This window comes from Acetobacter pomorum (assembly GCF_002738225.1).
In the GTDB taxonomy this organism is placed as follows: Bacteria; Pseudomonadota; Alphaproteobacteria; order Acetobacterales; family Acetobacteraceae; genus Acetobacter; species Acetobacter pomorum.
This window is the reverse complement of sequence record NZ_PEBQ01000108.1, coordinates 76,246-100,529: the sequence shown is the minus strand read 5'-3', so window position 1 is coordinate 100,529 and position 24,284 is coordinate 76,246. Positions and strand designations below refer to the sequence as shown.

The window sequence follows — 24,284 nt, the reverse complement described above, 5'->3', positions numbered from 1 at the left end:
CCAGAGCCAGAGCCAGAGCCAGAGCCAGAGCCAGAGCCAGAGCCAGAGCCAGAGCCAGAGCCAGAGCCAGAAGATGTGGCTAAAAATGTTCAGGATGCCGCAGAAATATCGCCAGAAATGGAAGATGCCGTTATTACGTTTGCATCTGTTGAGCCACATCCGCACATGACGGAACTGGTGGAGCAGAATCGTCTGCTGCGTCAGGATCTGGCAGATGTGTTGGTAGAACTGGAAGAGTTCCGTAAAAAACTGGTTTCTTAAAAAATTGTGTAAGGGGTGGGTTGTGTTGTAGAAAACCTCCTGCTAAACACCACTCCACACTTAACGGGCAGTAGCGCAGTCTGGTAGCGCATCAGTCTGGGGGACTGGGGGTCGTGGGTTCGAATCCCGCCTGCCCGATATTTTCTGTGAAAAATCAGTGTTACAAAACAACCCAAAAGCCTAGCTGGCTTTTGGGTTGTTTCCGTATGCCCACCGGCACCAAAGCAGATTAAGCGCAGCCATAACCGCAGGGCCAATAAACAGGCCAATAAGGCCCCATGTTTCGGCACCGCCCAAAATGCCTAGAAGCACCCAAAGGAAAGGGAGCTTGGTGCTGCCGCCAATAAGGGCAGGGCGGATAAAATGGTCGGCTGTAAAAATAATAACAGCGCCAATGCAAAAGGTTGTAATGGCCGCAACCGAGCTGCCCTGAACCAGAATAAGCAGAGAAACCAACCCGACAGCTATCATGGCGCAAAAAGGAATCATGGCCGCTACGGCTGTGATAACGCCAAACAGGGCAGGGTGTGGCGCATGTGCAAACACGTAAATAACGCCAAGCAGCAAACCTTCCCCAATGCCAACCAGCACCAACCCCTGAACAGAACCATGAATGGAAGCCACAATTTGGCGGCCAATGCTTTCCCCCCGTTTGCCAAAAGCGCGGCATGAAACCACCCGGCATTGGCGGATAACGGAAAGCCCATCTTTATAAAGGAAAAATAGGGTAAGAATGGAAAAACAGAACAGCGTGGCACGATGCGCTACCTGTGAGCCCACAGCCCGCGTAACAGCCACGCCTTTGCTATCCAGATTACCCAGCATGCCAGAAAGGTCTCTCGGGTCTGAAAGATGCGCCTGCCACCATTTGCTTATGGCGGCACTGCCAAATGGCAGGCGGTGGATGGTATCTGGCACAGGCACACCGTATTCACGCGCATGAGATAACCATTCCAGCGCGCTTTGGGCTTCCCCTACGGCTTCCAGAGTGACAAGGGTAAGGGGAATAACAAATAACAATGCCATGGCGGCTGTAAACAGCAGGGGCAAAAGCGTGCCAGAGGCAGCATGGGGCCATTTATTGCAGGCGCGCGTATAAAGAGGCCATGTCGCAATGGCAAAAACGCTTCCCCACGCCAATGCAGGTAAAAAACCCTGAATGGTGTAAACGGCTACGCCCACAATAAACAGCGCGAGGATAGTACGCGCCATTTCCTGCCCCCGGCGAGAACGCTGGCTTGGTTTGATAAGAGAGCACCGTGGTGAATCCGGAAGAAATTGTGATGGCAATGAATCGGGCATATTCCGGTGTGTTCTCCCAGGGGTTCCGCAATAACATTCTATCTTCAGCATACCTTGTATGCTGTGGTGAGCATAAGCTTAGTTATCAAACCATATCGCGCTATGGCAGCCGTGCCTATGCCATAACCAGATATGCTGCATAAGGATCATATTCCCGTATCTTTTTCTGATACTTTCGGTAGTGTCGCGCAGTTTCCTGCGGCATATTAAGAACTGATCCTGTCATGCTCAAAAATTTCCTTACCGTTGGCGGCTGGACAATGCTCAGCCGTGTTCTTGGTCTTGTTCGGGATCAGCTTCTGGCGGCCTTTATGGGGGCAGGGGCATTGCAAGATGCCTATCAGGTTGCGTTTCGTCTGCCCAACATGTTCCGGCGTCTGTTTGGTGAGGGCGCGTTTAACGCAGCCTTTGTACCGCTGTTTTCTGCCTTGCTGACAAAAGAGGGCAAGGAAGAAGCTCAGCTTTTTGCGCGCAGGGCTTTAGGCGTCATGCTTGTCTGGCTGGTATTTTTATGCGTGCTGGGCGAAATTTTTATGCCGCAGGTTCTTAAAGTTATTGCGCCCGGTTTTTTGCAAAGTGGGGAGAGATACGCTCTGGCTGTCAGCCTCAGCCGGATTACTTTTCCTTATCTGGTGTTAATTTGTGCGGCGGCTTTATTGGCTGGCGTTTTAAATGGCTTGCATAGGTTTGGTGTGGCCTCGGCAGCATATCTGGCCTTCAATGTAGTGGGTATTGCGGCCATTCTTCTGGCGTCTCCTTTTTTGCCAAATGTTGCTTATGCTGCGGCATGGGGCGTAACTGCATCGGGCGTTGCGCAACTGGGGTTGTTGTTCTGGGCATGCGAGCGTGCGCATTTTGGCCTCACACCTTTATGGCCGGCTCTTACGCCCCGTATTCGCCTGTTGCTGCGCCGTATGGTGCCGGGGCTGATTGGCAGTGGTGTTGGGCAGATTAACCTCACCATTGATACTATTATTGGCACGTTGCTTCCGGCTGGCAGTGTTTCCCTGATGTATTTTGCAGACCGGATTAACCAATTGCCTTTGGGGGTTTTGGGGGCTGCTGCTGGCACCACACTTTTGCCTGTTCTGACGCGCCATTTAGCCGCGGGAGAAACAGATGCAGCTCATGCTGCCCAAAATCGATCCATTGAGTATGTTCTGCTACTAACCCTTCCGGCTGTAGCTGGCTTGTTGGTGTTGGCAGGACCTATCATGATCGTTCTGTTTGGCCACGGATCTTTTACCGAGCATGATGCCCTGCTTTCAGCACAATCCTTAAGGGCCTATGCTGTTGGTCTGCCTGCTTTTGTAATGGTGAAAGTGCTTTCTCCGGCATTTTTTGCGCGAGGTGATACGCGCACGCCGGTTTATATTGGCATTGGTGTTCTGCTGCTGAATTTCTTGCTTAATCTGCTGTTCATGAAGCCGTTGGTGCATATGGGGCCACCTTTGGCCAGTAGTTTGGCGGCGTGCATAAACGTGGCAGTGCTGGCCCTTTTGCTTCGGCAAAAAAATGCGCTGTTGCTTGCGCCAGAAACATTGGGCGGCATCGGCCGGGTAGGGCTGGGAGCTGCCGTAATGGCAATATTGCTGGTAGGGCTGGAAACTTTATTGCCGCTACCTGCGCATTTTATCCTCCGGTTATTGTGGTTGACCGTTATGGTCGGTGTAGGCGGCATGTTCTACGCAGCAATGCTACACATACTGGGCGTTATGGACTTGGCAGAAGTGCTGGCAGCTTTACGTAGCCGTTTGAACCGCAAGCGTCGCTGATCGACAAAAGAGTAAAAGAGGCCGGATATGGTTGAGATTGTACTGGCACATCAGGTGGATATGGCAACATGGCGGGCGGCAACGCGCCATTATGTGCAAAAGCAGGTGCTTCCTGAAAGTATAACATGGCGGGTAGCAGAGCAGGGGCAAATACCTTGGGCGCTAGAAGCTCCAGAGTCTGCTGAAAATGATCCGCCACTCAATTTACCGCGAAAGTTGGTCACAGCAGTGTTGGAAGCATTACAGGCACATCAGCCTGAACGCTTCGCGCTTTTATACCGGGTTGTGTATCGTTTTACGCATGATTTGTTGGATATGACGAACTTGCGTGAAGATGAAGATATTCAGCAGTTACGTGCGCTTGTGCACAGTGTTAAGCAAGAAACAGAGCAATTCCGTCTGGCATTTTCAGAATTCAGCCTTCAACGCCAAAGTAAAAGCCTACATTACGCCCCACAGAATTATATTATAGAAGCAAATGCGCATTTCTGCATAGAACGGGACGCCCAGCCGTGGGAGGTTATCACACCGTATCGGCGTATGTGGTGGGATGGAAACCAGCTGCATTTTGCTGTGGGTGAGGCAGAAGCCCAGCATGTATCTGCTGATATGTGGCAGATGGATGGGCAGGGCATATGGCAAGGCTACCCTAACACGGTTCTGGTGCCCACATTGAAAGATGTTGCACAGGCATCCTCTTTATTGTCTCTCGGTGCAGAAGCAATGGATTGTCGTGCTTGTTCCTTATGGGAGCCCGCCAAGCGGACGGTTTTTGGAGAAGGTGCAGAAAATACACCACTCATGTTTGTTGGAGAGCAACCGGGAGATCAGGAAGATCTGGCGGGGCATCCATTTGTTGGACCAGCAGGCAAGGTGTTCGACCGGGCATTAGAAGAAGCAGGTATTCAGCGTAATCACGTTTATGTGACAAATGCCGTAAAACATTTTCGTTTTATTTGGAGAAACAACAGGCGCCTGCATCAGAAGCCAGATCAGGAATCTGTTGAAGCATGCCGAATCTGGCTGGATGCAGAGCGTCGGCTGGTGCAGCCCAAGTTAATTGTTATGCTCGGCGTAACAGCTGCACAAAGCCTGCTTAAGCGCCCTGTTACGATCTCACGCGAGCGCTCGCGCATCTTTCAGTTGGATGAGCAGTCTTCAGGTTTGGTTACGGTTCATCCGTCCTATTTGCTGCGTTTACCCAGTGAGGATGCCAAAGCACGTGAATATGCACGCTTTGTAGAAGATTTACGTATGGCGCTGAATTTTATTGCAGCTCAATCAGGCTGATTTTCGTGCAGATTTACCAGCAACAGGCTTGTTCAGCCGCTGATGAAGTTCTTTTCCTGTTTTAAAGAAGGGAACAAGCTTTTTGCCAACATGAACCTGCACCCCAGTTTTGGGGTTGCGGCCAATGCGTGGGTCTCGCTCTTTTACGGAAAATGCACCAAATCCACGTAATTCCACGCGATTACCTTCCGCGAGGCTACTGGTAATGCTGCCAAATACAATATTTACAAGTCGCGTTGCTTCTTTCAGCTGAAGATGCGGGTTTTTTTGCATCAGGGCTGTAATCAGCTCGGATCTGGTCATCTTAAGTTCTCCCACCCGGCTGTTGTGCTTACAATATTTATACTCAGCACATTCCGTAATGATGAAGAAGACGTCAAGACAGAAAAGTCTGACAGTATGAACCAGAGAAATACCGCCAGACTTTTTTGTAGTCAGTTCCTGAAATATTTACGCTGCAGGAGACTTCTTGCTACGGCGCCCGCGGCCGCCCTGTTCTTCTTCATCCCCTACGTCATGAATTTTGCGGCCAAGGCCGATTTCACGCGCCAAGGTAGAACGGCGTTCTGCATAATTGGGGGCAACCATGGGGTAGTCTGCCGGCAGACCCCACCGCTCACGATACTGTTCAGGTGTCATGCCATAAGCGCTTTGGAGGTGGCGCTTGAGCATTTTAAGCTTTTTCCCATCTTCCAGACAGATAATGTAATCTGGAAACACAGAGCGCTTTACTGGCACAGCCGGCTGCAGCTTTTCTGGCTCATTCTGCGGAAGTTCAGCTGTTTTCAGAGCCTGATAAATATCACGGATCATGCCCGGGATAAGAGCTGGGTCTGTCTGGTTATTAGAGACGTGTGCGGAAACAATCTCTGATACCAAATCAAGGAGGGGAGAGTAGTCCTGGTTCTCACTCATGATAAATCCAATGGGAATTTGGTGTGAATACCCACATCACATACTCCTTTAACTGTAGTTTGTGAATAGTGCAGGCATAATTTCATCTCATAATTGTCCATAAAAGAACATTATTCATGGGAGTGCAGGAATTCATGGGAGTGCAGGAAAAATTGTTCATCCCAAATAATAAATAAACGGTAATATTTTTGAGATATGTAATGATGCGTTCGGGTTTATTGTTCTGCTATAGGGTATGTGCGCGTTTTATGTAAACGCATACATATCATTTAAGATGATATGGAATATGACATGCATGGTTTAAAGGAATATTTTGTTTTTGTATGATATTAAAATAACGAAGAATAAGAAATATTTATATGTAATAAGTTTACATATAAATATAGAAAATGTTTAATTTTTGCTTTCCATGAAAAGTAGTATTTTCAGATATTTATGTCTGAAATGTAAAAAAGCCTGCTCTTCTGTGAAAAGCAGGCTTTTTTTAACGAAATGATATTTCGTAAGCGATTTATATTTACCGAATACCCAGTTCGCTCATAAGAAAATCGCGGAAAACAGCAACGCGCTTAGAACTCCGCAGTTCTTCAGGGTAAACAAAATAAGCGTCTACGGTTGGTGTTGTAACTTCCGGCAGAATCTGTACCAGGTCCGGAAATTCTTTTGCCGCATAAGTTGGAATGGACCCAATGCCCAAGCCTGCGGCAATAGCTGAGGCCATAGCTGCCATGCTGTTAACTTCTAGTCGGGCAGTTTGTGTGCTGCCATCCGTACGGCATGCCTGCGCAAGCCAGTTAACATGCGCAACAGGTGGATGATGCTCACCAAACAGCACCAGTTGATGCTCTTTGATTTCATCCAAAGATTTTGGCATGCCGAATTTTTCGATATAGCGAGGGGCCGCAAAAATTGGCAGGCTAAAATCAGCCAGATGGCGCTGGATCAGGTCTGGCTGCCTTGGTGCGTGCATACGCACCGCTACGTCAGCCTCCCGCATACCTAAATCAAGATCATTATCTTCCAAAATCAGGCAGATATCTATTTCCGGGTTATCTGCCATAAAGCGATGAAGCCGCGGCATAAGCCAACAGTTACCAAAGCCGGTGGTTGTGGTTACGCGCAGCCGCCCGGCTGCCTTTTCCTTACTTTCTGTCAGCAGTGTTTGCGTCATTTCCAGTTTGGAAAAGACTTCGCGCACGGTTTTATGAAGTGTTTCACCCTGTTCCGTAAGGATCAGGCCGCGGGCGTGCCGATGAAAGAGAGGAACCTGAAGGACGTCTTCCAGCGCGGAAATCTGCCGTGATACGGCAGATTGGCTAAGGTTGAGCACATCCCCCGCGTGGGTAAAGGAACCGGCTTCTGCCACTGCATGGAAAACCCGGAGTTTGTCCCAGTCCACGCATGCCTCCTGCAAATTGAATGAAGTTACAAAAACACAACCGTGTTTTATGCGGTGTATTACGTGCAGGAATTGGCCCCCTTGGTCAAGGGATGAAGCCGTTTTCTATGAAGTTATCAGCTCAAACCAGCAAGATACCGTTCCGCATCTAGCGCAGCCATACAGCCAGTCCCAGCCGCAGTGACGGCCTGGCGGTATGTTTTGTCCTGCACATCCCCCGCGGCAAAGACTCCGGGCACAGATGTACGTGTGGTGCCGGGTGTGGTTTCAATATACCCTTCAGCATCCAGAGTAAGCTGGTTGCGGAAGATGCCTGTGTTAGGGGCGTGCCCAATGGCAATAAATACGCCATCGGTCGGCACAGTCTGTTGGCTATTATCCTGCGTATTCTTGAGGCGCACACCGCATACGGTTTCTGGCGTTCCGTCGGCCAGAATATCTTGCACCACACTGTTCCAGATCACCGAAACCTTCGGGTTGGCAAAAAGCCGGTCTTGCAGAATTTTTTCAGCGCGCAGGCTATCTCGGCGGTGCACCAAGGTGACATGCGCGGCATGGTGGGTGAGATACAGGGCCTCTTCAACCGCAGTATTACCGCCGCCGACAACCACAACGTTCTTCCCGCGGTAGAAAAAGCCATCGCAGGTGGCGCAGGCAGAAACACCGGCACCTTGCAGATGCTTTTCACTTGGCAGGCCAAGCCAGCGTGCCTGTGCGCCTGTGGCAACAATAACAGCACGGGCCTTGTAGGTTGTGCCGGAATCACCTGTTAGCAGAAAAGGTGAACCCGCTTTGAAATTAACGGATGTAATAATGTCGTATTCAATGCGTGTGCCCACGTTTTGCGCCTGGGCTGCCATTTGTTCCATCAGCCACGGCCCCTGTATGGCTGTGGCAAAACCCGGATAGTTTTCAACATCTGTAGTAATGGTGAGCTGCCCACCAGGCTGAAGGCCAGCGACCAGAACGGGAGAAAGGTTGGCACGTGCCGCATAAATGGCTGCGGTGTATCCGGCAGGTCCCGCACCAATAACGAGCAGATCAGTTGTAATGGTTTCAGCCATATTGGCAGAGCTCCCGCAGATGGAAATTGGCTTTACAGACCACCGTAATGAAAATGGCCTGCACATAAAACTGCGTGAAGCATATGGCTGCCACTTGGGTTTTGGGCAAGGGCATGTGTGCTTTAGGTGTTTGCCGCCAGATGTGCTGCATGGCATATACTCGCGCAAGTTAATTTGGGGTGCATGCCTCTTGTGCAGGATGGATCAGGAAACGTGACAGATCTGGACGCAGTTGATCTTCGCATTGTGGCAGAGCTTCAGAACGATGGCCGCATGACCAATGTGGAATTGGCCCGCCGTGTTGGTATTTCGGCCCCGCCATGCCTGCGTCGTGTCCGGCGGCTGGAAGAAGAACACATTATCCGTGGCTATCATGCAGAACCCAATGCCGCGGCGTTGGGCTGGCCTATTACCTTTTTTGCGTTGATCGGCCTTGAAAGCCAAAAAGAGGCCATTCTGTGCAGTTTTGAGCAACAGCTGGCCCAATGGCCGGAAGTGCGTGAATGCCACATGATCCGTGGTGGCGGAGATTTTCTTGTGCGTTTGATTGCGCGGGATGCAGCGCATGAAAACCGGCTGACCCGCCAACTGACAGAAGCACAGCATGTGATACGTGTCCAAACCCTGCAAACCATCCGCACAAGTCTGGAGCGTTGGGGGGTGCCGGTTGAAAATGAAGGGGAAGGGCAAACTCCGTGACAGACCTTCCGGCGGTTTCAGCGGGAACCGTTATGAGGGGGCCGGATATTAGTGTGGTTGTGCCATGCTATAACGAATCGGCAAATGTCGCGCCTCTTGTAAAAGCACTGGAAGGTGCGCTGGCTGGCAGGCGATGGGAGGTTATCTTTGTTGATGACAATTCACCCGATCAGACCAGTTTGCGCGTGCGGGATCTGGCGCGGAATGATGCGCGGGTACGCGGTATTTGCCGCATAGGGCGCCGGGGTCTTTCATCTGCGGTTATTGAGGGCGTTATGTCCTCTTCCGCTCAGATTGTGGCTGTGATGGATGGTGACCTCCAGCATGATGAATCGCAACTGGGTGCGCTGATAGACGCGGTTCTGAACAATACATGCGATGTTGCAGTGGGAAGCAGGCATGTAGAAGGCGGAGATAACGCAGGTTTAGCCAACGCATGGCGGCATGCCTTGTCAGATAGCGGTATCTGGCTTGCCCAGCGGTTTTTGCCTGTAAAACTGACAGATCCAATGAGCGGATTTTTTGCATTAAGGCAGGAGACATTTGCCGCCATTGCGCCGCGTCTGTCTGGTACTGGTTTTAAGATTTTGCTGGATTTGTTGCTTTCTGCTGCCAAGCCCCTGCGTGTGCAGGAGGTGCCGTGCGGTTTTCGCCCACGTGCTGCGGGGGAAAGCAAGCTGGATGCACTGGTCATGCTCCAGTTTGCGGCCCTTCTTTTAGACAAAGTTGCCAAGGGCTGGGTGCCTTTGCGGTTTGTGGCCTTTTGTATGGTGGGCTTGGCAGGTGTTGGCACAAACCTACTTGTTATGCAGTGTGCTCGCCTTGTGGGGGCGCATTTTTCCATGGCGCAGGCTATTGGCACCGTAGCTGCTATGATCTTGAATTTTTTTCTGGATAACAATTTTACCTATCGTGACAGGCGTCTGCGTGGATGGGCATGTGGCCGCGGGTTGGTTCTGTTTATGCTGGTGTGTTCGGTGGGCGCCCTGGCGGATGTTGGTATTGCCCGCATGATTTATGGGCAGAACCATATGCTTAATGAAGCAAGTCTGGCGGGTGCTGTTCTTGCTGTTGTCTGGAATTATGCCATGTCTTCAACCGTTGTCTGGCGCTCGTGAGCGTAAAATTGGCAAACCGCTTTTTCGGTATGTGGGGCTGGCTGATTGTGCTGGGGCTGGTCACATTTTTGCGGCTGGTTCTGGTATCCTGGCTGCCCCTTTCTCCAGATGAAGCCTATTACCGTTTATGGGCACTTGCCCCGGCCGCGGGATATCTGGACCATCCCCCCATGGTGGCGCTGTGGATGCGCATTGGCATGTTTTTTGCGGGAGATACCGCAGAAGGCTTGCGCCTGATGGGGCCTGTTTCTGCCGCTGTTGGCACGGTGCTGTTGGTAAAGGCAGCGCAAATATGGCTGTCTTTCCAACAGTTTCCAGCAAAAAAAGCACTTGAGAGCGGCATTGTGCTGAACAGCACATTGGCGGTTGGGCTCGGCACCCTGCTTATGACGCCAGATACCCCTTTGGTCTTTTTTATGGTGCTGTTGCTGTGGAGCATGAGCCATCTGCTTTCTGGCGCACATCCTGCGTTCTGGTTATTGGCGGGGCTTTCTGCCGGGTTGGGGTTTGATAGCAAATATACGGCTCTTTTGCCTGTGGCGGGGCTGGGAGTATGGTTGCTGGTAACGCGGGAAGGGCGGCAATGGCTGCGTACGCTGTGGCCTTGGTTGGGGCTGAGTGTTGCCGGTGTTTGCATAGCTCCCGTTGTGATGTGGAATGCAGCGCATCACTGGGCGAGTTTTCTCAAACAGGGTGGCCGGGCAGGGGATTGGCAACCCGCGCGTATGCTAACTTTTATGGGGGAATTGCTGGGCGGCCAGATTGGCTTGGCCTCTCCTTTCATCTTTGTGCTGTTTATAGTGGCCATACGATATTTGTTCAGGCTGCGGGATTCTTTTGCACAGTTGTTACTATGTATGATCCTGTTGCCGATGGCGGTTTTTGTGCAGCATGCAACTGGGGCACGCGTACAGGCAAACTGGCCTGTTGTGCTGTATCCAGCTTTTGCCTTGTCCGTTGTGTGCGTGCCATATCGGTGGTGGAAGGCAGCCTGTATTCTGGGTGTTGCCATGTTTGTCGTTGTGGTGGGGCAGGCTTTATGGTCTCCGGCGCGTCTTTCGCCTCATTTTGATATGACGTTGCGGCAAATGGGGGGGTGGCCCGCATTTGTAAGGAATGTGGAAAATCAGATTCCCGCTCATGCCATGTTGATTGCGGATGAATATGGCCTTGCAGGCGAGCTGTCTTTTTACGCCCAGAATCGCCAAGTGCTGGCGGTTGAACCAAGGTGGCAGTTTTTTGCGTTTCCCCATTCTACATGTGGAGCGGAGGGCTATTTGCTGCGGAGCCGCAGACGGCATGATCTGCCAGATCCCGCATTTTTTGATGTTATAGGCCAACTTCCAGATATTTTACGCAGTCGTCGTGGCGTTGTAGCTGACAGTTATGCTGTTTACCGTGTGAGACTACGCTGCACGGAAGGCACCGCTATACTGGAAGAGACCGCATTACTGCCTTCTTACAGATATTAGACGGACACACTGCCTTGCCGTGTTGTTTGCGCCATACAGGCAGGGCAGGATACGCTGATTTCACTTTTTATCGCCAAGAGCAACAGGAAACATACCTCAATGGCATCACCCCTACAGGTTGCGGTTCAGATGGATCCTCTGGAGCATATCAATATCCATGGAGATTCAACCTTTGCCCTTATGTTGGAAGCTCAGAAACGCGGGCATGCCCTGTATGTGTATGAGGTCAACTCACTGGCATTGGGGGAAGGTGCAGTAGAACCGGAGCACGCTTCCAAAACGCAGGTCACGGCTTTGATGCAGCCTGTTACAGTCCGACGGGAGGAAGGAAACCATGCCACATTTGGCCCGGCAGCGCGCCAGTCATTAGGGCAGATGGATGTGGTGCTGATGCGCCAAGACCCACCTTTTGACATGGCATATATTACTGCCACTCATATGCTCGACCATGTACATGGCATAGGGCCCGGCAAGGCTTTGGTGGTGAATGACCCGCGCTGGGTGCGTGACAGCCCTGAAAAACTCCTCGTCACCCACTTTCCAGATCTGATGCCGCCAACATTGGTTACGTGGGATATTGAGCAGATTCGGGCATTTCGGACCAAATGGTGCGATATTATTGTAAAGCCACTTTTCGGAAATGGTGGGAGCGGAGTGTTCCGTATCCGTGAGGATGACCAGAATCTGAATGCGTTGCTTGAAATGCATTTTGCCCGCTCGCGCGAGCCATTGATGATCCAGCGTTATGAGCCTGCCGTAACAGCAGGGGATAAACGTATTATTCTGGTAGATGGCGCACCAATAGGTGCAATAAATCGCGTGCCATCAGGGGAAGACCATCGTTCAAACATGCATGTGGGCGGTGTGGCCAAGCAGATCGGGCTTAGTGCGCGTGACCACGAAATTTGCGCGGCCATTGGCCCGTTTCTGAAAGAGCATGGGCTGATTTTTGTAGGGATAGATGTGATTGGCCAGTATCTGACAGAAATTAACGTTACGTCTCCTACCGGCCTTCAGGAACTGGAACGTTTTGATGGTATAAATGGTGCGGCGGCAATCTGGAACTGCATAGAACGCAAGCTCAGTGCCACATAAGCTTCAGCCTTTGCCTTGCTCCTGCGGGGGTGAGGCCGCAGGGGGCTTTTTCTTGTGTGCTGCTTCTAGCTCAGCCAATGGTGTATCTTTCCCAAAGCGGTTGTCCAGCCATTGAAATATCGGACCCCGAAAATAGTAGATGATAACGCTGGCCCATATGGCAAGGGCGAAGATGGCGATAAGAAATTCAAACATGGTTTTATTTAACACTATCTATTGCGTGGTTGCAGCGTAAAAGGAGTATATGCCCTTACACAAGGGCGCTTTTGTGACGCGTGCCTTGTGCAGAAGAGGAAGACCTTTTGTGGCTCTTGAAGAAATGTCCACCAGCAGGCAGAGAGAGGACATGAGTGACGTTCTCCAAAATTATCCTTCCGGCGGGGGGGATAATCCCGCGCCTCCTCCTTCCCGCTCGGCACTGGATGCGGAGGCTGTTAAGGCCGCCTATCGCCGGTGGGCAAATGTATATGATGTTGTTTTTGGCGGCATCTCCCGGTTCGGGCGTTTGCGGGCTGTGGAAGCCGTAAACGGTCTTCCCGGTACAGATGTGCTGGAAGTGGGGGTGGGCACGGGCTTGGCACTGCCCCATTACCGGCCAGAAAAGCAGATTACAGGCATTGACCTTTCTGCGGATATGCTGGCCAAGGCGCGCGAGCGTGTGCAGCGTGATAAACTAACCAATGTGCGCGGCCTTCTGGAAATGGATGCCGAAGATACGAAGTTTGAAGATGCTTCCTTCGATATCGCGGTGGCCATGTTTGTGGCCTCTGTGGTGCCGCATCCACGCCAGTTGCTGCGTGAGCTCAAGCGCGTTGTGCGCCCTGGTGGTTATATTCTGTTTGTAAACCACTTTCTGGCGCCCGGTGGTGTGCGCGGGGCTGTAGAACATGCATTGGGTCGGGCATCCCATTCCTTGGGTTGGCATCCAGATTTTGCAATACAATCCTTGTTGCCGGATGAAGATATACGCCGTGCCTATATTCAGCCTGTGCCACCTCTAGGGCTGTTTACTTTGGTTACGCTGGAAAATCTGCCCGCGTAACCTGTGCGCTCCTGCCAAGGCAGGGGCGTTTCTTGTGCGTGGCAGAAAATGGCATTTGCGCGTATGTATGGATTAAAGTGGAGCAGTTTTATGCTGTGGCCATATGCCCACGGCGTAGGGCCGTATAATGCCAGTAAGAAATTGGAAATTGGAGCATGATGGTCGCCCCTAACCAGAGCCAACAGAGTGATATATCTGGAGATGGTATGCGCGTTGCCAGAAAAGGAAACGGCACAGGGGCCGCTTACGTAGTGCTGGCGGCATTGGCGGCATTGGCGGGGGGCGGTGCTTCCACTCTGTCTGAAATGGGCATTATGCCAGCAACGGCGGGGTGGCATGCTGTTGTGCAGGCACATCCTGTGCTGATGCTTTTATATGTTGTTGTTCCGGCTCTGTTAGGTGGTTTTGGCTCTTTATGGTTGCCACGTGCTGTGCAGCGTTCGGGTATATTGCTGCCACGGCTGAATGATGCGGGTTTTCTATGTGTTTTTGCCGGTGCTGCGCTGACTATTACAGGTGCTGAGTTAAAAACCGCCACGCTGTTGTGGTGTGCGGGCACCTTGATGACAAGCATGGCTTTGCTGGCTACTGTATTTGATACCTGTGCCGATATGCAGGAACGCAAGTCATTTTCTCCTTTTGTGTGGGGAGAAATGCTGGCAGCCGCTGTTATGCTGCTTACTGTGCCTGTTATGGCTGGGCAGATTGTAAAACACTGGCATGATGCTGCCGCTGTAAACGTAGAAAGTTTTGCTGGCCCTGTAGGGTTGGTGGTGCTGCTAGCCGGTTTTGGCGTGGTATTTGAAATCAGTGCCCGTGTTGGCAAGTTTTCTGAAAAACCTGTGGCTTTTATTATGGCAGGAGCTGCGGCTTCTGGCGTGGTGGCATGGACCAAAAGCATTTTCATGCAAGGGACTGAAAGTGCAGCAGCCACGCAAATTGGTGGCGCTATGCTGGCAGTATGCTCCTTCGCGGCAACATGTTTGGCTGTGCTGTGGCTGGCCGGAACATGGAAAGCCCGCGTGACTTTACGCGTGCCCTTGCTTTGGGGGCTGGGCTTTATGAGCGTGGTTTCCGGTGGCTGGCTTGTTCAGCTTGTGCAGGGAAGTGGCCTGCATTCCGCACTTCAGCTTGGTGCCCTGTATGTTGTGTGCGGTGGCTTTTACCTGTGGCGTGGTGAGGAATGTGGATATTGGTATCCGCAGCTTATGGCGTACCTACATTTTGTTTCTACAGCTTTGGCAACGGTGCTGGTTTTTGTGCCGGGTGCTCAAATGGCAAGTGGCGCATTGTTTGGATTGGCGGCTCTGTTTTTTGTTGCCGCAGCTGTCATGAGCTTTCGCCGTAACCAGCAGGTTACAGCACACTGGGCAACGCTTTCTGTTCAGGCTTCCAAGGGATACCGATCATGAGTGACAGCGTGGCAACTGCTTCCTTGGAAGCAACAGCACAACGTCGTCCACGGTTTAAGGCTGAGCAGGTTGGCACCCGTGCGCGGGACTGGATTATGCTGCTGAAGCCGCGCGTAATCTCGCTTGTGGTTTTTACAGGTGCGGCAGGTATGATTGTGGCACCCGGCCACATGAACTTCTTTGTGGCGTTGGTTACCATATTCTGCATCTGTATGGCATCGGGTGCGGCTGGCGCCATCAATATGTGGTATGACCGTGATATTGATGCTGTGATGCAGCGCACCATCACGCGCCCTATTCCCGGTGGGCGTATTCCTGAAAACGAGGCACTGGCTTACGGGGTAGGGCTTTCCTGCCTTTCTGTTTGTTTGATGTGGATGGCAACCAACACGCTGGCTGCTGGTATTCTGGCGTTTTCCATCTTCTTTTACGCTGTTATTTACACAATGTGGCTTAAGCGTTCCACGCCACAGAACATTGTTATTGGTGGTGCAGCAGGGGCTTTTCCGCCCATGATTGGGTGGGCAGCTGTAACAGGCCATATGGCTGTTCTGCCTATTGTTATGTTCGGGATTGTCTTTTTCTGGACACCTCCGCACTTCTGGTCGCTCTCTCTGTATGCCTGTAAGGATTACGGGCGTGCGGGTATTCCCATGCTGCCGGTTGTGCGCGGTGCGCGGCACACACGCTGGCAGATCTTTATTTACACCTTGGTGCTGCTGGCCGTCTCTTTGGTGCCGTCTTTCATGCATTTGTGCGGCTGGGTTTATACAGGCACAGCTTTGGTGCTTGGCCTTGGGTTTATAGCGTGTGCAGTGCGTGTGTTGCTGGAACCGCAGGATGCGCAAGGCGTGAGCCTGAAAGGGGATAAAGCGGCCCGCATTTCCTTCCGCTTTTCTCTGGCTTACTTGTTTTTTCTTTTTTGTGGTCTGTTGGCAGATCACTTTCTTCAGGTATGGGGGTAAGTGGCATGAATGCACGGCAGGATGCTTTGCTTGAGCAAACAGAAAAGCACAAACGGCAAAAAGAACGCGTGTGCACCATGCTGGGGTTTATGATGGTGCTGGTGACAATTATGTTCGGCTTGACTTTGGTTCAGCCATAACAAGTTTCACGCTTGTTTCCCCACGCAAGGAAAAACGCGTAGAAGCAGTTCTATAACTTAGTTCTGTATAGGTGGTTGTGTTGGCTGGGGCGTGGTGAGAAGTACATCTTTGTTTACTTCTACACCATGCGCGCGCAGATGGGCGAGATCGGCTTCCAGTTCGGCGACTTTACGCTTCTGCCAAAATAGAAAAAACACTCCAAAACAGATCGCCAAGGTTACGCTGCACGTTGTGAGAATTTCTAATAGCAGCATATCGTGTGTTCCTTCTGTTTTCATACAGCAGGCAATAAAAAGCCCCGCCCTTGAGGTTAAAGGGCGGGGCTACAAAATGCCAGAGCTTACTGGCGGGTTTGTTGTATGGCGGAAAGAAGCCAACGCCCCCCGCGAGAAGGCCGGGTAAAGGTCCACAACTCGGTAATATTCACCGGTTCGGTAGAGCTTCCCTGAATAACCTGCCCCATGGCATTAGTCGTCAGATCAATCAGGCTGTAGCGCATAGCAACAGTGGCATAATCCATACCGTTTTCACGCCATGCTTCTGCCAGATCACCCTGAATGAAGTGCACATCCGATACAACGTTGCGTGCCCCTTGGCTGGCAAGGGCCGAAAGCTGCTCGTTAAAGTAAGAAACCATTTCAGGCGTGGCCATTTGCTGCATGGCCGCAATATTCTGCTGGTTCCACGCTGTCTGAATATCCATCAGCGTTTGCTGGAAGGCCTGATAGTCTGCAGTGTTAATCTGCACAGAAGCATTTCCGCCAGCAGAAGGAACCGCTCCCGGTGTTACACCCGGTGCATTGGCCACGCCGCCAGAACCCATGGCAAAATGGCTGCCACCAGAGTTTTTATTGCCGGTAAAGCGCCGCACCAGCCACATAACCACCATGACAACAAGGGCCACCTGAATCATCAGGCCAATCAGGCTGAAAAAGCTATGCATGCCGCCAAACAAGCCATGCCCACTTAACAGACCAAACAGCCCAGCCCCCAGAAAGCCGCCAGCAAAACCCGTCAGAAAGGGATGCCGAACGCCAGACTGCGCAAAAGGAGCTGCTGGACGAGCGAATGGTGCAGTTTGCGGCCCATAGTTGGGGGAAGGTGCCGTACGCGGCGTAATGGAACGCTCCATTGGGGCCGCACTGTACGGTGCCGTGCGTGTAGGCGGAGGTGCGCTCCACGTTCTGCTGCCACGGCTTCCCATAGAGCCACCTTGGCCGGGGCGGGCATCAGCATGCAGGGCCAAAGGTCCGGCAAGAAGGCTGATGCTCAGGAAGGCAGTGAGAACAGGTGCAAGAATGCGGGGTTTCACAGAAAGAATAGTCTCCGGGTGAGAGGTTATGCCCCGGCAATGCTCAGGGCATCTGTACGTAATGTGGGGGCGTCCGTGCCAAAACGGAAGTCCAGATCATTCGCTAATGTAATGGACGCAAAAATATCCAGAAGGTTGCCCGCTAAGGTGAACTCGGCAGCGGATTCTGCAATCTTGCCATCGCGAATCATAAACCCGGAAGCACCACGGCTGTAATCACCGGTAAGGCCATTGATGGATGATCCCATCATCTCGGTAATGTAGAGGCCTTCCTTGATATCTGCCATCAGCTCGGCAGGAGAAAGCGTGCCGGGTTCAAAAAACAGATTGGTGGCAGAAGGGCCGGGCGGCCCAGATGTTCCGCGTGCAGCATGGGCATTGCTTTGCAGTCCAAGCTGGCGCGCACTTCGGCTATCCAGAATCCAGGTCTGTAAGGTACCATTTTCTACCAGATGTAACGGTGCCACCTGCATACCTTCGCCATCAAACGGGCGGGACCGCAGACCTTTTTTACGCGTAGGATCATCCGTAACGGTAACGTTCTGGGCAAAAATGGGCTGGCTCAGCTTATCTTTCAAAAAGGATGTGCCACGTGCAATGGCTGTGCCCGTAATGGCCCCTGCAAAATGACCCAGAAAGCTTCCTGCCACACGTGGATGAAACACAACCGGATAACGGCCAGTGCGTGGTTGAATGGGGTTAAGGCGTGCAATGGCTTTTTCACCCGCACTTTTACCAAGTTCTGCGGCATCTTTCAGGTCACGCAGCCATACAGTGCCGTGGTAATCATAATCACGCTGCATGTTCTCGCCAGAACCGGCCAACACGCATACGGAATTGGAGTGATGGGTGCGGGTATAACTGCCAGCAAACCCGGCAGATGTTACCAGAAATACTTCCGTACGCCCGCAAGATGCATTGCTACCGGCGCTGTTGGTAATGCCCTTTATGGCCAACGCAGCCTCTTCTCCAGCACGGGCGCGGGCCAGAAGTTGTTCGGTTGTTGGTTCGGCAGGGTCTGCCAATTCCAGATCATTCTGGGTAAAGCGGCCCTGTTGAGCGAGCGGATTGAGGCCAGCATACTGGTCTTCTGGCAGAACGCGGGCCATTGCCATGGCCTGTTCTATCAGCCCATCAAAACGGGAGGGTTCAGGTGTGGTGGTGGAAAGAATGGCACTTTTCTTGCCAGCAAAAACGCGCAGCCCCAGATCCGTGGTTTCAGATCGTTCCAGTTCTTCTGTTACGCCATTGCGGACCCCGGCACCAGCCGCCACGCTGCGCACAAATACGGCGTCTGCTGCATCTGCTCCAGCCTTACAGGCGCGGGCAACCAGATCAGAAATACGGTCTAGGGTTTGTTCCGTCATGCTGCCAGTTTCTCCGTAATGCTCTGAAGGGAAGGAATGTGCTCAATCGGGCCAAGGGCCGCAAGCGTTGGTATGGCTGTAAAAATGCGAGATGCCGCCCGGCAGATATCCGCTGCGTTAACAGCCTCAATTTTGCTAACAGTTTCGGCTGTAGGAATAATCCGGCCGAAAATCTGTAACTGGCGGGCTATTTGTTCACACCGGCTGCCAGTGCTTTCCAAAGACATCAGGAGGGAAGCTTTTAACTGCGCACGTGCACGCACCAGTTCCTCTTCCGTAACGTGCTGCTGAATTTTGCCAAGTTCTTCCAGCGTTACGGGCACTAGTTCCGCACATTCCTTGGCACCTGTGCCAGCATAAATGCCAAAGATGCCACCATCGGTGAACGGTGCGTTAAAGGAATAAACCGAGTAAACAAGGCCACGCTTTTCCCGAATTTCCTGAAACAAGCGGGAGGACATACCACCACCCAGAACAGTGGAAAGCAGAAGGGCGGGGAAGTAATCCGGGTCTTCATACCCAAAGGAGGGAAAGCCCAGCACAACATGGGCCTGATCCAGTTCCTTTACCTGCCGAAATTCACCGCCGCCATAACGAGCCGAAAGTGTAGGCGGCGCAGAAGATGCAGGCAGGGCAGCAAAATGCTGCTGCACACGTTGCACAACCTCTTCATGGTGCAGGTTGCCTGCGGCAGCCACAATCATGTTGTCTGTGGTGTAATGCGCTTTCATGTAGCGCATCAGGGTTTCGCGGCTCATTTCCCGGATCAGGTTTTCCGTGCCCAATGTGGGGCGGCCCATGGGCTGGTTAGGAAACGCTGTTTCCTGAAAATGATCGAAAACCACATCGTCAGGCGTATCATTTGCCTGCCCGATTTCTTGCAGAATCACACCGCGTTCACGTTCCATTTCAGCCGGATCAAACGTGGAGTTGGTGAGGATATCACCAATGATATCAACGCCCAGCCCCAGATTCTCCTTCAGAAGCTTGACGTAATAAACAGTCTGCTCCCGCGCGGTGTAGGCATTGATATGCCCGCCAACATTCTCGATTTCCTCGGCAATGCGCAGGGCGGAGCGGCTGGTTGTGCCTTTAAAGGCCATGTGTTCCAAAAAGTGGGAAACACCATTTTCTTCTGCCGTTTCGTGGCGTGTGCCTGTGGCCACATAGGCCCCGAAAGAAACAGTTTCCACCCGTTCCATGCGTTCTGTTACAACAGTCAGGCCGGAGGGCAGGCGGGTAATGTTGATGGGGTCTGTCATTCTTGTCCTGAAAAAGAAAGGCCGCCGGGCAAGGCGGCCTGACACGGGAAAGTAAGATGTGGGGTGTTAGGGAGCGTTTGCCAGTACCGCAGCGCGCACAGCATCTTTAATAGCGCCTTCGGTTGCCGGAACAGTGCGATAACGTTCTTCCCGTTCAAATAGATCTTCCAAATGCACAGGCAATGCCGGATGAATACCGGTGGCCGCCACCATGGCATCGGGGAACTTGGCCGGATGCGCTGTGGCTTCTGCAATCATGGGCACGCCTGGCTGCCGGAACTTGCGGCCCGCGGCAATGCCAATGGCACTGTGGGGGTCTGCCAGATAATTGGATTTCTGGTGCAGGTTACGAATTTCCGCTTCCGTCTGTTCATCATCCAGCGCAAGGCCGGAAAAGACGGTGCGGGCATTTTCCCACACTTCTTCGGGCACATCCATATGCCCGGTGGCGCGGAAGCCCGTCATGATACGTGCACAGGCAGCGGCATCCCGGCCCAGAAGTTCAAACAGCAGGCGTTCAAAGTTGGAAGAAACCTGAATGTCCATGGAAGGTGAAAGGCTGGGCACCACACCTTTGATTGTCATGTCATTGGCATTCAGGAACCGGGTGAGAATATCGTTCCGGTTGGAACCAACGCACAGATGCTTGATAGGCAGCCCCATTTTGCGTGCAGCCCAAGCGGCAAGAATGTTGCCGAAGTTGCCCGTGGGCACAGCAAAGGAAACTTCACGCTCTGGGGCGCCAAAGTTCAGGGCCGCATAAACATAGTAGGGAATCTGCGCTGCAATACGCGCCCAGTTGATGGAATTGACGGCAGAAAGATGCATTTCCCGGCGGAAAGGCAGGTCAGCAAACAAGGCCTTTACCAGATCCTGACAGTCATCAAACGTGCCTTCAACGGCCAGATTGGTCACGTTGGAATCCAGCACGGTTGTCATCTGGCGGCGCTGCACTTCAGATGTGCGGCCCTTGGGGTGTAGGATAATAACAGATAAACGGTCCCGCCCACGGCACGCTTCAATGGCGGCAGAACCTGTATCACCAGAGGTTGCACCAACAATGGTCACGTGGTCATTCCGCTGGATCAGCACGTGTTCAAAAAGCTGGCCAAGCACCTGCATGGCCATGTCCTTGAACGCCAGCGTGGGGCCGTGGAACAGTTCCTGCACAAACAGGCCGTCTTCCACCTGTGTAAGGGGCACAATGGCAGGGTGGTCAAAATTGGCATAGGCCTTGGCGCACAGGCCGCGCAGTGTTTCCAGATCAATATCCGGTGCTGCAAACGGGGCCAGAATACGCGCAGCCAGTTCCGGATAAGGCAGGCCCCGCAGGCTTTCCCAATCAGATAGCGAAAATTCGGGCCATGTTTCGGGCAGATACAGGCCGCCATCCTCGGCAAGACCGGTCAGCAGAACATCGGAAAAGGAAAGGACGGGAGCATTCCCGCGTGTGGAAATATAGCGCATGGAGAAACTTATATCCTGAATGGCGAACGCCGCGAAGTGTCCTTTTTAGAAGAAAAGTCTACCGCCTTATTGTGGCGGAGGCGTGGTGGGCAACGTAAGCTGATACACAGTAATTGGCCATGAAATGGAAGGCGTTGCAGCCCCAAACCCGATACTGTGATCAAGCTGGCTGGCCGCCACATACAAATGGCCGTGCCCGTCCAAACCGGGGGTGGTGGGCCATTTCAGGCGCTCATCCGTAACCAGCCGGCGTGGAATACGCCCGACCGTATAGCTGAGAATGCTGCCTGTGGTGATGTCTGACCAATAAAGCGTGCCATCGTTATCAATAGTCAGACCACCCAATGCGGGGGTTTTGTACCATTGCGTCACACCTTCCTCAAACGCAGCAGGTGTTACGTCCGGGTCTGTGAACAGGGAGGTGGAAACACGATAGAGAAAGCCTGCGGGCGGCTGCATGACAATCCACGTGCCATCCGGGCTTACGGCAATCATGCTGGTATCTACGGCAATGGCCTGACCATTTGCATTCAGCAGTGGGCCTGTAGGGGTCTGGATCGGTTTGGTGGCGGTAAGGGCTGGGTGATGGTCCAGAAAACGCCTCCCTGATGCAGATGGAATATCAATAAGCAACAACCCTGCCACGCCAGAATCTGGCACATAAGCAGTAGAGCCATGCACGGCAATGCCAGAAAGAATACTGCCCTGATGCAGCAGATTGGCTTCTATTGGCACAGTATGGGGCACGGTGTTGGTGGTTGGGTCAATCTGGATCAGGCGTGGGGCCGCAACAGGTGGTTTTTCACGGTTTGGCACGCCGCTATCCAACACCCAGATGCTGCCATCTGCAGCACGTGTCATGCCTGCAAGGGCTACAAAATGGGTATCATTTGTGGCCGCGCGGTTGTTCCAGTCTGCATCTGGGTATGGAGCAAGGCTGCCATCGGTCTGCCGCACCCATAGCTGCGGGCCAGTATTACCAACCCATGCCGGGGCTTCCAGCAGCATCCGGCCATCGGGCAGAGGCAAGACAGCATCCCATATCTGCTGATTGGATTGCATGAAAGGCACCAGTGCGGAAGCAGGAAGTTCCGGCACTTTGGGCATATGCACAGCCCATGCAGGGTGCCCCATAAATGGAGAGAACAGGGCAGCCGCCAGCATGGCACGGCAAACCGTGCGGCGCGGCAGAACAGAACGCAGGAAAGAATGCTTCATCAGGGGCGTCCGGTCAGAAATCTTGCAAACAGGTGAAAAATGAATGCGGCAGTTTCGGGCCTGCACGGCGTTTGTGCAAACGCGTTCTGTGCGGGGCGGCTGCCCCTCTGCCACATTCAGGCATGAAGCAAGAGGGGCGTTTGCGATTATGCGTCTTCCGCACGTTCCACATAACGGCGGTGGATATGCGCAAGATAGGCTGAGGCATCCAGCTTGCGCCCTGTCGCATCCTGCACAATCTGGGGCATGGAGGCACTGCGTGCCCGGCTATGCACGTTCTCACGCAGCCAGCCCAGCAGCGGTGTAAAATCACCTTTTGCAATGGCAGGCATAATCTGCGGCACCTGTTTGCAGGCGGCCTCTCGCAGTTGCGCTGCCGTTAAGGCGCCGAGGGTGTAGCACGGGAAGTAACCGAATAGCCCCTCCGGCCAATGAATATCCTGCAAACAGCCACGACCATCATCCGGCACATGCAGGCCCAGAAGCGCGTGAATACGCGCGTTAAATGCAGCAGGAAGGTCGGCTAGCGGAAGATCGCCAGAAATCAGTGCTTTTTCCAGTTCGTACCGCACCAGAATATGCGCTGGATACGTGACTTCATCTGCATCCACACGGATAAAGCCGGGCTGCACGTGGGTGAGAAGACGGTGAATATTCTGTGCGTTCCACCCAGCAGTGCCTGCAGGAATATCAAATGCGGCCTGAAGTTTGGGTGCAAGCCATCCGGCAAAAGCATTGGAGCGGCACACCTGCATTTCCATCAACAGGGATTGGCTTTCATGCAGCGTCATGCCCCCGGCCTGCCCAACGGGTTGGGAGAGCCACACTTCTGGCAGGCCCATGTCATACAAAGCGTGGCCTGTTTCATGCAGCACGCCCATCATGGCGGGAATGAAATCACTTTCATCATAACGGGTGGTTAGCCGCACATCATGTGTTGCCCCACCGCAGAACGGGTGTGTGCTGACATCCAGCCGCCCGCGTGTCACATCAAAGCCCAGTTGCTGCATCAGTTGGCGCCCCAGTGCTTCCTGTCGCGGCACGGAAAAAGGGCCGGGCAATGGGGTGGCAGCGGGCAGGCTGTTCTGTTTTTCCAACACGGTGCTTATCAGTTCAGGCAGGCCCGCAGCGAGTTGTGTAAAAACCGGGTCTATATCTGTTTGGCGGGTGCCGGGGTCAAACGTGTCCAGCAGCGCATCGTAAGGGGAAAGGCCCAGTTTTTCGCCTGTTGCAACAGCTACTTCACGCGTGAGGCGCAGAACTTCAGAGAGCGTGGGGAGAATGGCCGCAAAATCACCATCCTCGCGTGCGGTGCGCCATACCATTTCACACCGGGCTGTGGCCTGCGTGCTGGCTTCCACCAGTTCTCCGGGCAGGGCAGTGGCGTGGGCGTGCAGGCGGCGCATTTCTTCCAGATTGGCGTGGCGCCAGATGTCATCACCCGGTTCTGCCTGGTCCAGCAGTTCAGCAACAACCGGGGCTGTCAGAATTTCGTGGCGCAGCCCTTCCAGCATGGCCAGGTTTTCTGCCCGGCGTTCTGCCGCGCCGGAAGGCATGATCACTTCCTTGTCCCAACAGAGGATGCCAATGGCATCATTCAGCGAGGAAAGACGAGCAAAGTGGCGTTCAAGGGAAAGATAGGCTTTATTCATGGCATATATGGTAAAGCATACACGCCGCGCACGGAATGCACTTTGTGAGGCATATC

23 protein-coding genes, 1 tRNA gene and 1 pseudogene are annotated in these 24,284 nt (G+C 52.9%); 12 read left to right on the top strand and 13 right to left on the bottom strand.

The genetic code is table 11. The features are described 5' to 3' along the window. Together CSR02_RS17000 and CSR02_RS08250 are read left to right on the top strand one after the other, a co-directional pair. A pseudogene (locus tag CSR02_RS17000) lies at window positions 1–261 on the top strand (MerR family transcriptional regulator); the annotation flags it as partial. Between the two features lie 64 nt (window positions 262–325). Next, window positions 326–399, top strand: a tRNA-Pro gene (locus tag CSR02_RS08250). A gap of 42 nt (window positions 400–441) precedes the next feature. Here the strand turns inward: CSR02_RS08250 and CSR02_RS08245 are convergent. Beyond that, window positions 442–1,614 (bottom strand): AI-2E family transporter, encoded by a 1,173-nt coding sequence (locus CSR02_RS08245; RefSeq protein ID WP_052013538.1) that lies wholly within the window; start codon window positions 1,612–1,614, stop codon window positions 442–444. Window positions 1,615–1,787: 173 nt separating this feature from the next. Here CSR02_RS08245 and murJ point away from each other — a divergent pair, with 173 nt between their 5' ends. Both murJ and CSR02_RS08235 read left to right on the top strand, forming a co-directional pair. Then, window positions 1,788–3,338 (top strand): murein biosynthesis integral membrane protein MurJ, encoded by a 1,551-nt coding sequence (gene murJ, locus CSR02_RS08240; RefSeq protein ID WP_099541226.1) that lies wholly within the window; start codon window positions 1,788–1,790, stop codon window positions 3,336–3,338. A gap of 27 nt (window positions 3,339–3,365) precedes the next feature. Beyond that, a complete protein-coding gene (locus CSR02_RS08235; protein WP_099541224.1) occupies window positions 3,366–4,628 on the top strand; it encodes a UdgX family uracil-DNA binding protein in 1,263 nt (420 codons plus the stop codon). Here CSR02_RS08235 and CSR02_RS08230 read toward each other — a convergent pair. The 4 genes from CSR02_RS08230 to trxB form a co-directional block, all read right to left on the bottom strand. Then, complete coding sequence (locus tag CSR02_RS08230; RefSeq protein WP_042787541.1) at window positions 4,620–4,931, bottom strand: integration host factor subunit beta; 312 nt, start codon at window positions 4,929–4,931, stop codon at window positions 4,620–4,622. The genes CSR02_RS08235 and CSR02_RS08230 overlap by 9 nt on opposite strands. 147 nt (window positions 4,932–5,078) lie before the next feature. Beyond that, the gene (locus CSR02_RS08225; RefSeq protein WP_099541222.1) at window positions 5,079–5,543 is read right to left on the bottom strand and encodes a MucR family transcriptional regulator; all 465 of its coding nucleotides are present in this window, start codon (window positions 5,541–5,543) and stop codon (window positions 5,079–5,081) included. Window positions 5,544–6,060: 517 nt separating this feature from the next. Further along, window positions 6,061–6,942 (bottom strand): LysR family transcriptional regulator, encoded by an 882-nt coding sequence (locus CSR02_RS08220; RefSeq protein ID WP_099541221.1) that lies wholly within the window; start codon window positions 6,940–6,942, stop codon window positions 6,061–6,063. 116 nt (window positions 6,943–7,058) lie between these two features. Then, on the bottom strand, window positions 7,059–8,006 hold the full coding sequence (gene trxB / locus CSR02_RS08215) for a thioredoxin-disulfide reductase (RefSeq protein WP_099541219.1): 948 nt from the start codon (window positions 8,004–8,006) through the stop codon (window positions 7,059–7,061). A 183-nt stretch (window positions 8,007–8,189) separates the two neighbouring features. Between trxB and CSR02_RS08210 the strand changes: the two genes are divergently transcribed. From CSR02_RS08210 to gshB, 4 genes are all read left to right on the top strand, one after another. Then, window positions 8,190–8,705 (top strand): Lrp/AsnC family transcriptional regulator, encoded by a 516-nt coding sequence (locus CSR02_RS08210; protein ID WP_042787693.1) that lies wholly within the window; start codon window positions 8,190–8,192, stop codon window positions 8,703–8,705. Window positions 8,706–8,737: 32 nt separating this feature from the next. Then, the gene (locus CSR02_RS08205) at window positions 8,738–9,823 is read left to right on the top strand and encodes a glycosyltransferase (protein WP_183172615.1); all 1,086 of its coding nucleotides are present in this window, start codon (window positions 8,738–8,740) and stop codon (window positions 9,821–9,823) included. Further along, entirely contained in the window at window positions 9,820–11,295 is a 1,476-nt protein-coding gene (locus tag CSR02_RS08200) for an ArnT family glycosyltransferase (RefSeq protein ID WP_244176876.1), read from the top strand. Before CSR02_RS08205 ends, CSR02_RS08200 begins: the two co-directional genes overlap by 4 nt. Window positions 11,296–11,394: 99 nt before the next feature. Next, complete coding sequence (gene gshB, locus CSR02_RS08195; protein WP_099541217.1) at window positions 11,395–12,390, top strand: glutathione synthase; 996 nt, start codon at window positions 11,395–11,397, stop codon at window positions 12,388–12,390. A gap of 3 nt (window positions 12,391–12,393) precedes the next feature. On the opposite strand, the gene CSR02_RS08190 is transcribed toward gshB, so the two are convergent. Continuing rightward, window positions 12,394–12,600, bottom strand: a complete 207-nt coding sequence (locus tag CSR02_RS08190) for a hypothetical protein (RefSeq protein ID WP_244176874.1) — start codon at window positions 12,598–12,600, stop codon at window positions 12,394–12,396. Window positions 12,601–12,634: 34 nt separating this feature from the next. Between CSR02_RS08190 and CSR02_RS08185 the strand changes: the two genes are divergently transcribed. From CSR02_RS08185 to CSR02_RS17155, 4 genes are all read left to right on the top strand, one after another. Continuing rightward, entirely contained in the window at window positions 12,635–13,432 is a 798-nt protein-coding gene (locus CSR02_RS08185; RefSeq protein ID WP_095045859.1) for a class I SAM-dependent methyltransferase, read from the top strand. A gap of 155 nt (window positions 13,433–13,587) precedes the next feature. After that, window positions 13,588–14,844, top strand: a complete 1,257-nt coding sequence (locus tag CSR02_RS08180; protein WP_099541216.1) for a cbb3-type cytochrome c oxidase subunit I — start codon at window positions 13,588–13,590, stop codon at window positions 14,842–14,844. After that, entirely contained in the window at window positions 14,841–15,809 is a 969-nt protein-coding gene (locus CSR02_RS08175; RefSeq protein WP_099541215.1) for a heme o synthase, read from the top strand. Before CSR02_RS08180 ends, CSR02_RS08175 begins: the two co-directional genes overlap by 4 nt. Before the next feature lie 5 nt (window positions 15,810–15,814). Then, window positions 15,815–15,949 (top strand): hypothetical protein, encoded by a 135-nt coding sequence (locus CSR02_RS17155; RefSeq protein WP_264820427.1) that lies wholly within the window; start codon window positions 15,815–15,817, stop codon window positions 15,947–15,949. A gap of 57 nt (window positions 15,950–16,006) precedes the next feature. On the opposite strand, the gene CSR02_RS08170 is transcribed toward CSR02_RS17155, so the two are convergent. From CSR02_RS08170 to CSR02_RS08140, 7 genes are all read right to left on the bottom strand, one after another. Continuing rightward, entirely contained in the window at window positions 16,007–16,204 is a 198-nt protein-coding gene (locus CSR02_RS08170; protein ID WP_099541233.1) for a hypothetical protein, read from the bottom strand. An 86-nt stretch (window positions 16,205–16,290) separates the two neighbouring features. Beyond that, window positions 16,291–17,262, bottom strand: a complete 972-nt coding sequence (locus CSR02_RS08165; protein WP_099541214.1) for a Tim44 domain-containing protein — start codon at window positions 17,260–17,262, stop codon at window positions 16,291–16,293. Window positions 17,263–17,288: 26 nt separating this feature from the next. Beyond that, window positions 17,289–18,629 carry a TldD/PmbA family protein gene (locus CSR02_RS08160; protein ID WP_099541213.1) on the bottom strand — a complete coding sequence of 447 codons (1,341 nt, stop codon included), beginning with the start codon at window positions 18,627–18,629 and terminating at the stop codon, window positions 17,289–17,291. Further along, entirely contained in the window at window positions 18,626–19,891 is a 1,266-nt protein-coding gene (locus tag CSR02_RS08155; RefSeq protein WP_099541212.1) for a M16 family metallopeptidase, read from the bottom strand. Before CSR02_RS08155 ends, CSR02_RS08160 begins: the two co-directional genes overlap by 4 nt. A gap of 66 nt (window positions 19,892–19,957) precedes the next feature. After that, on the bottom strand, window positions 19,958–21,358 hold the full coding sequence (gene thrC, locus CSR02_RS08150; protein WP_099541211.1) for a threonine synthase: 1,401 nt from the start codon (window positions 21,356–21,358) through the stop codon (window positions 19,958–19,960). A gap of 66 nt (window positions 21,359–21,424) precedes the next feature. Further along, on the bottom strand, window positions 21,425–22,576 hold the full coding sequence (locus CSR02_RS08145) for an L-dopachrome tautomerase-related protein (protein WP_099541232.1): 1,152 nt from the start codon (window positions 22,574–22,576) through the stop codon (window positions 21,425–21,427). A gap of 146 nt (window positions 22,577–22,722) precedes the next feature. Beyond that, window positions 22,723–24,228 (bottom strand): carboxypeptidase M32, encoded by a 1,506-nt coding sequence (locus tag CSR02_RS08140; protein ID WP_099541210.1) that lies wholly within the window; start codon window positions 24,226–24,228, stop codon window positions 22,723–22,725. Window positions 24,229–24,284: the final 56 nt, after the last annotated feature.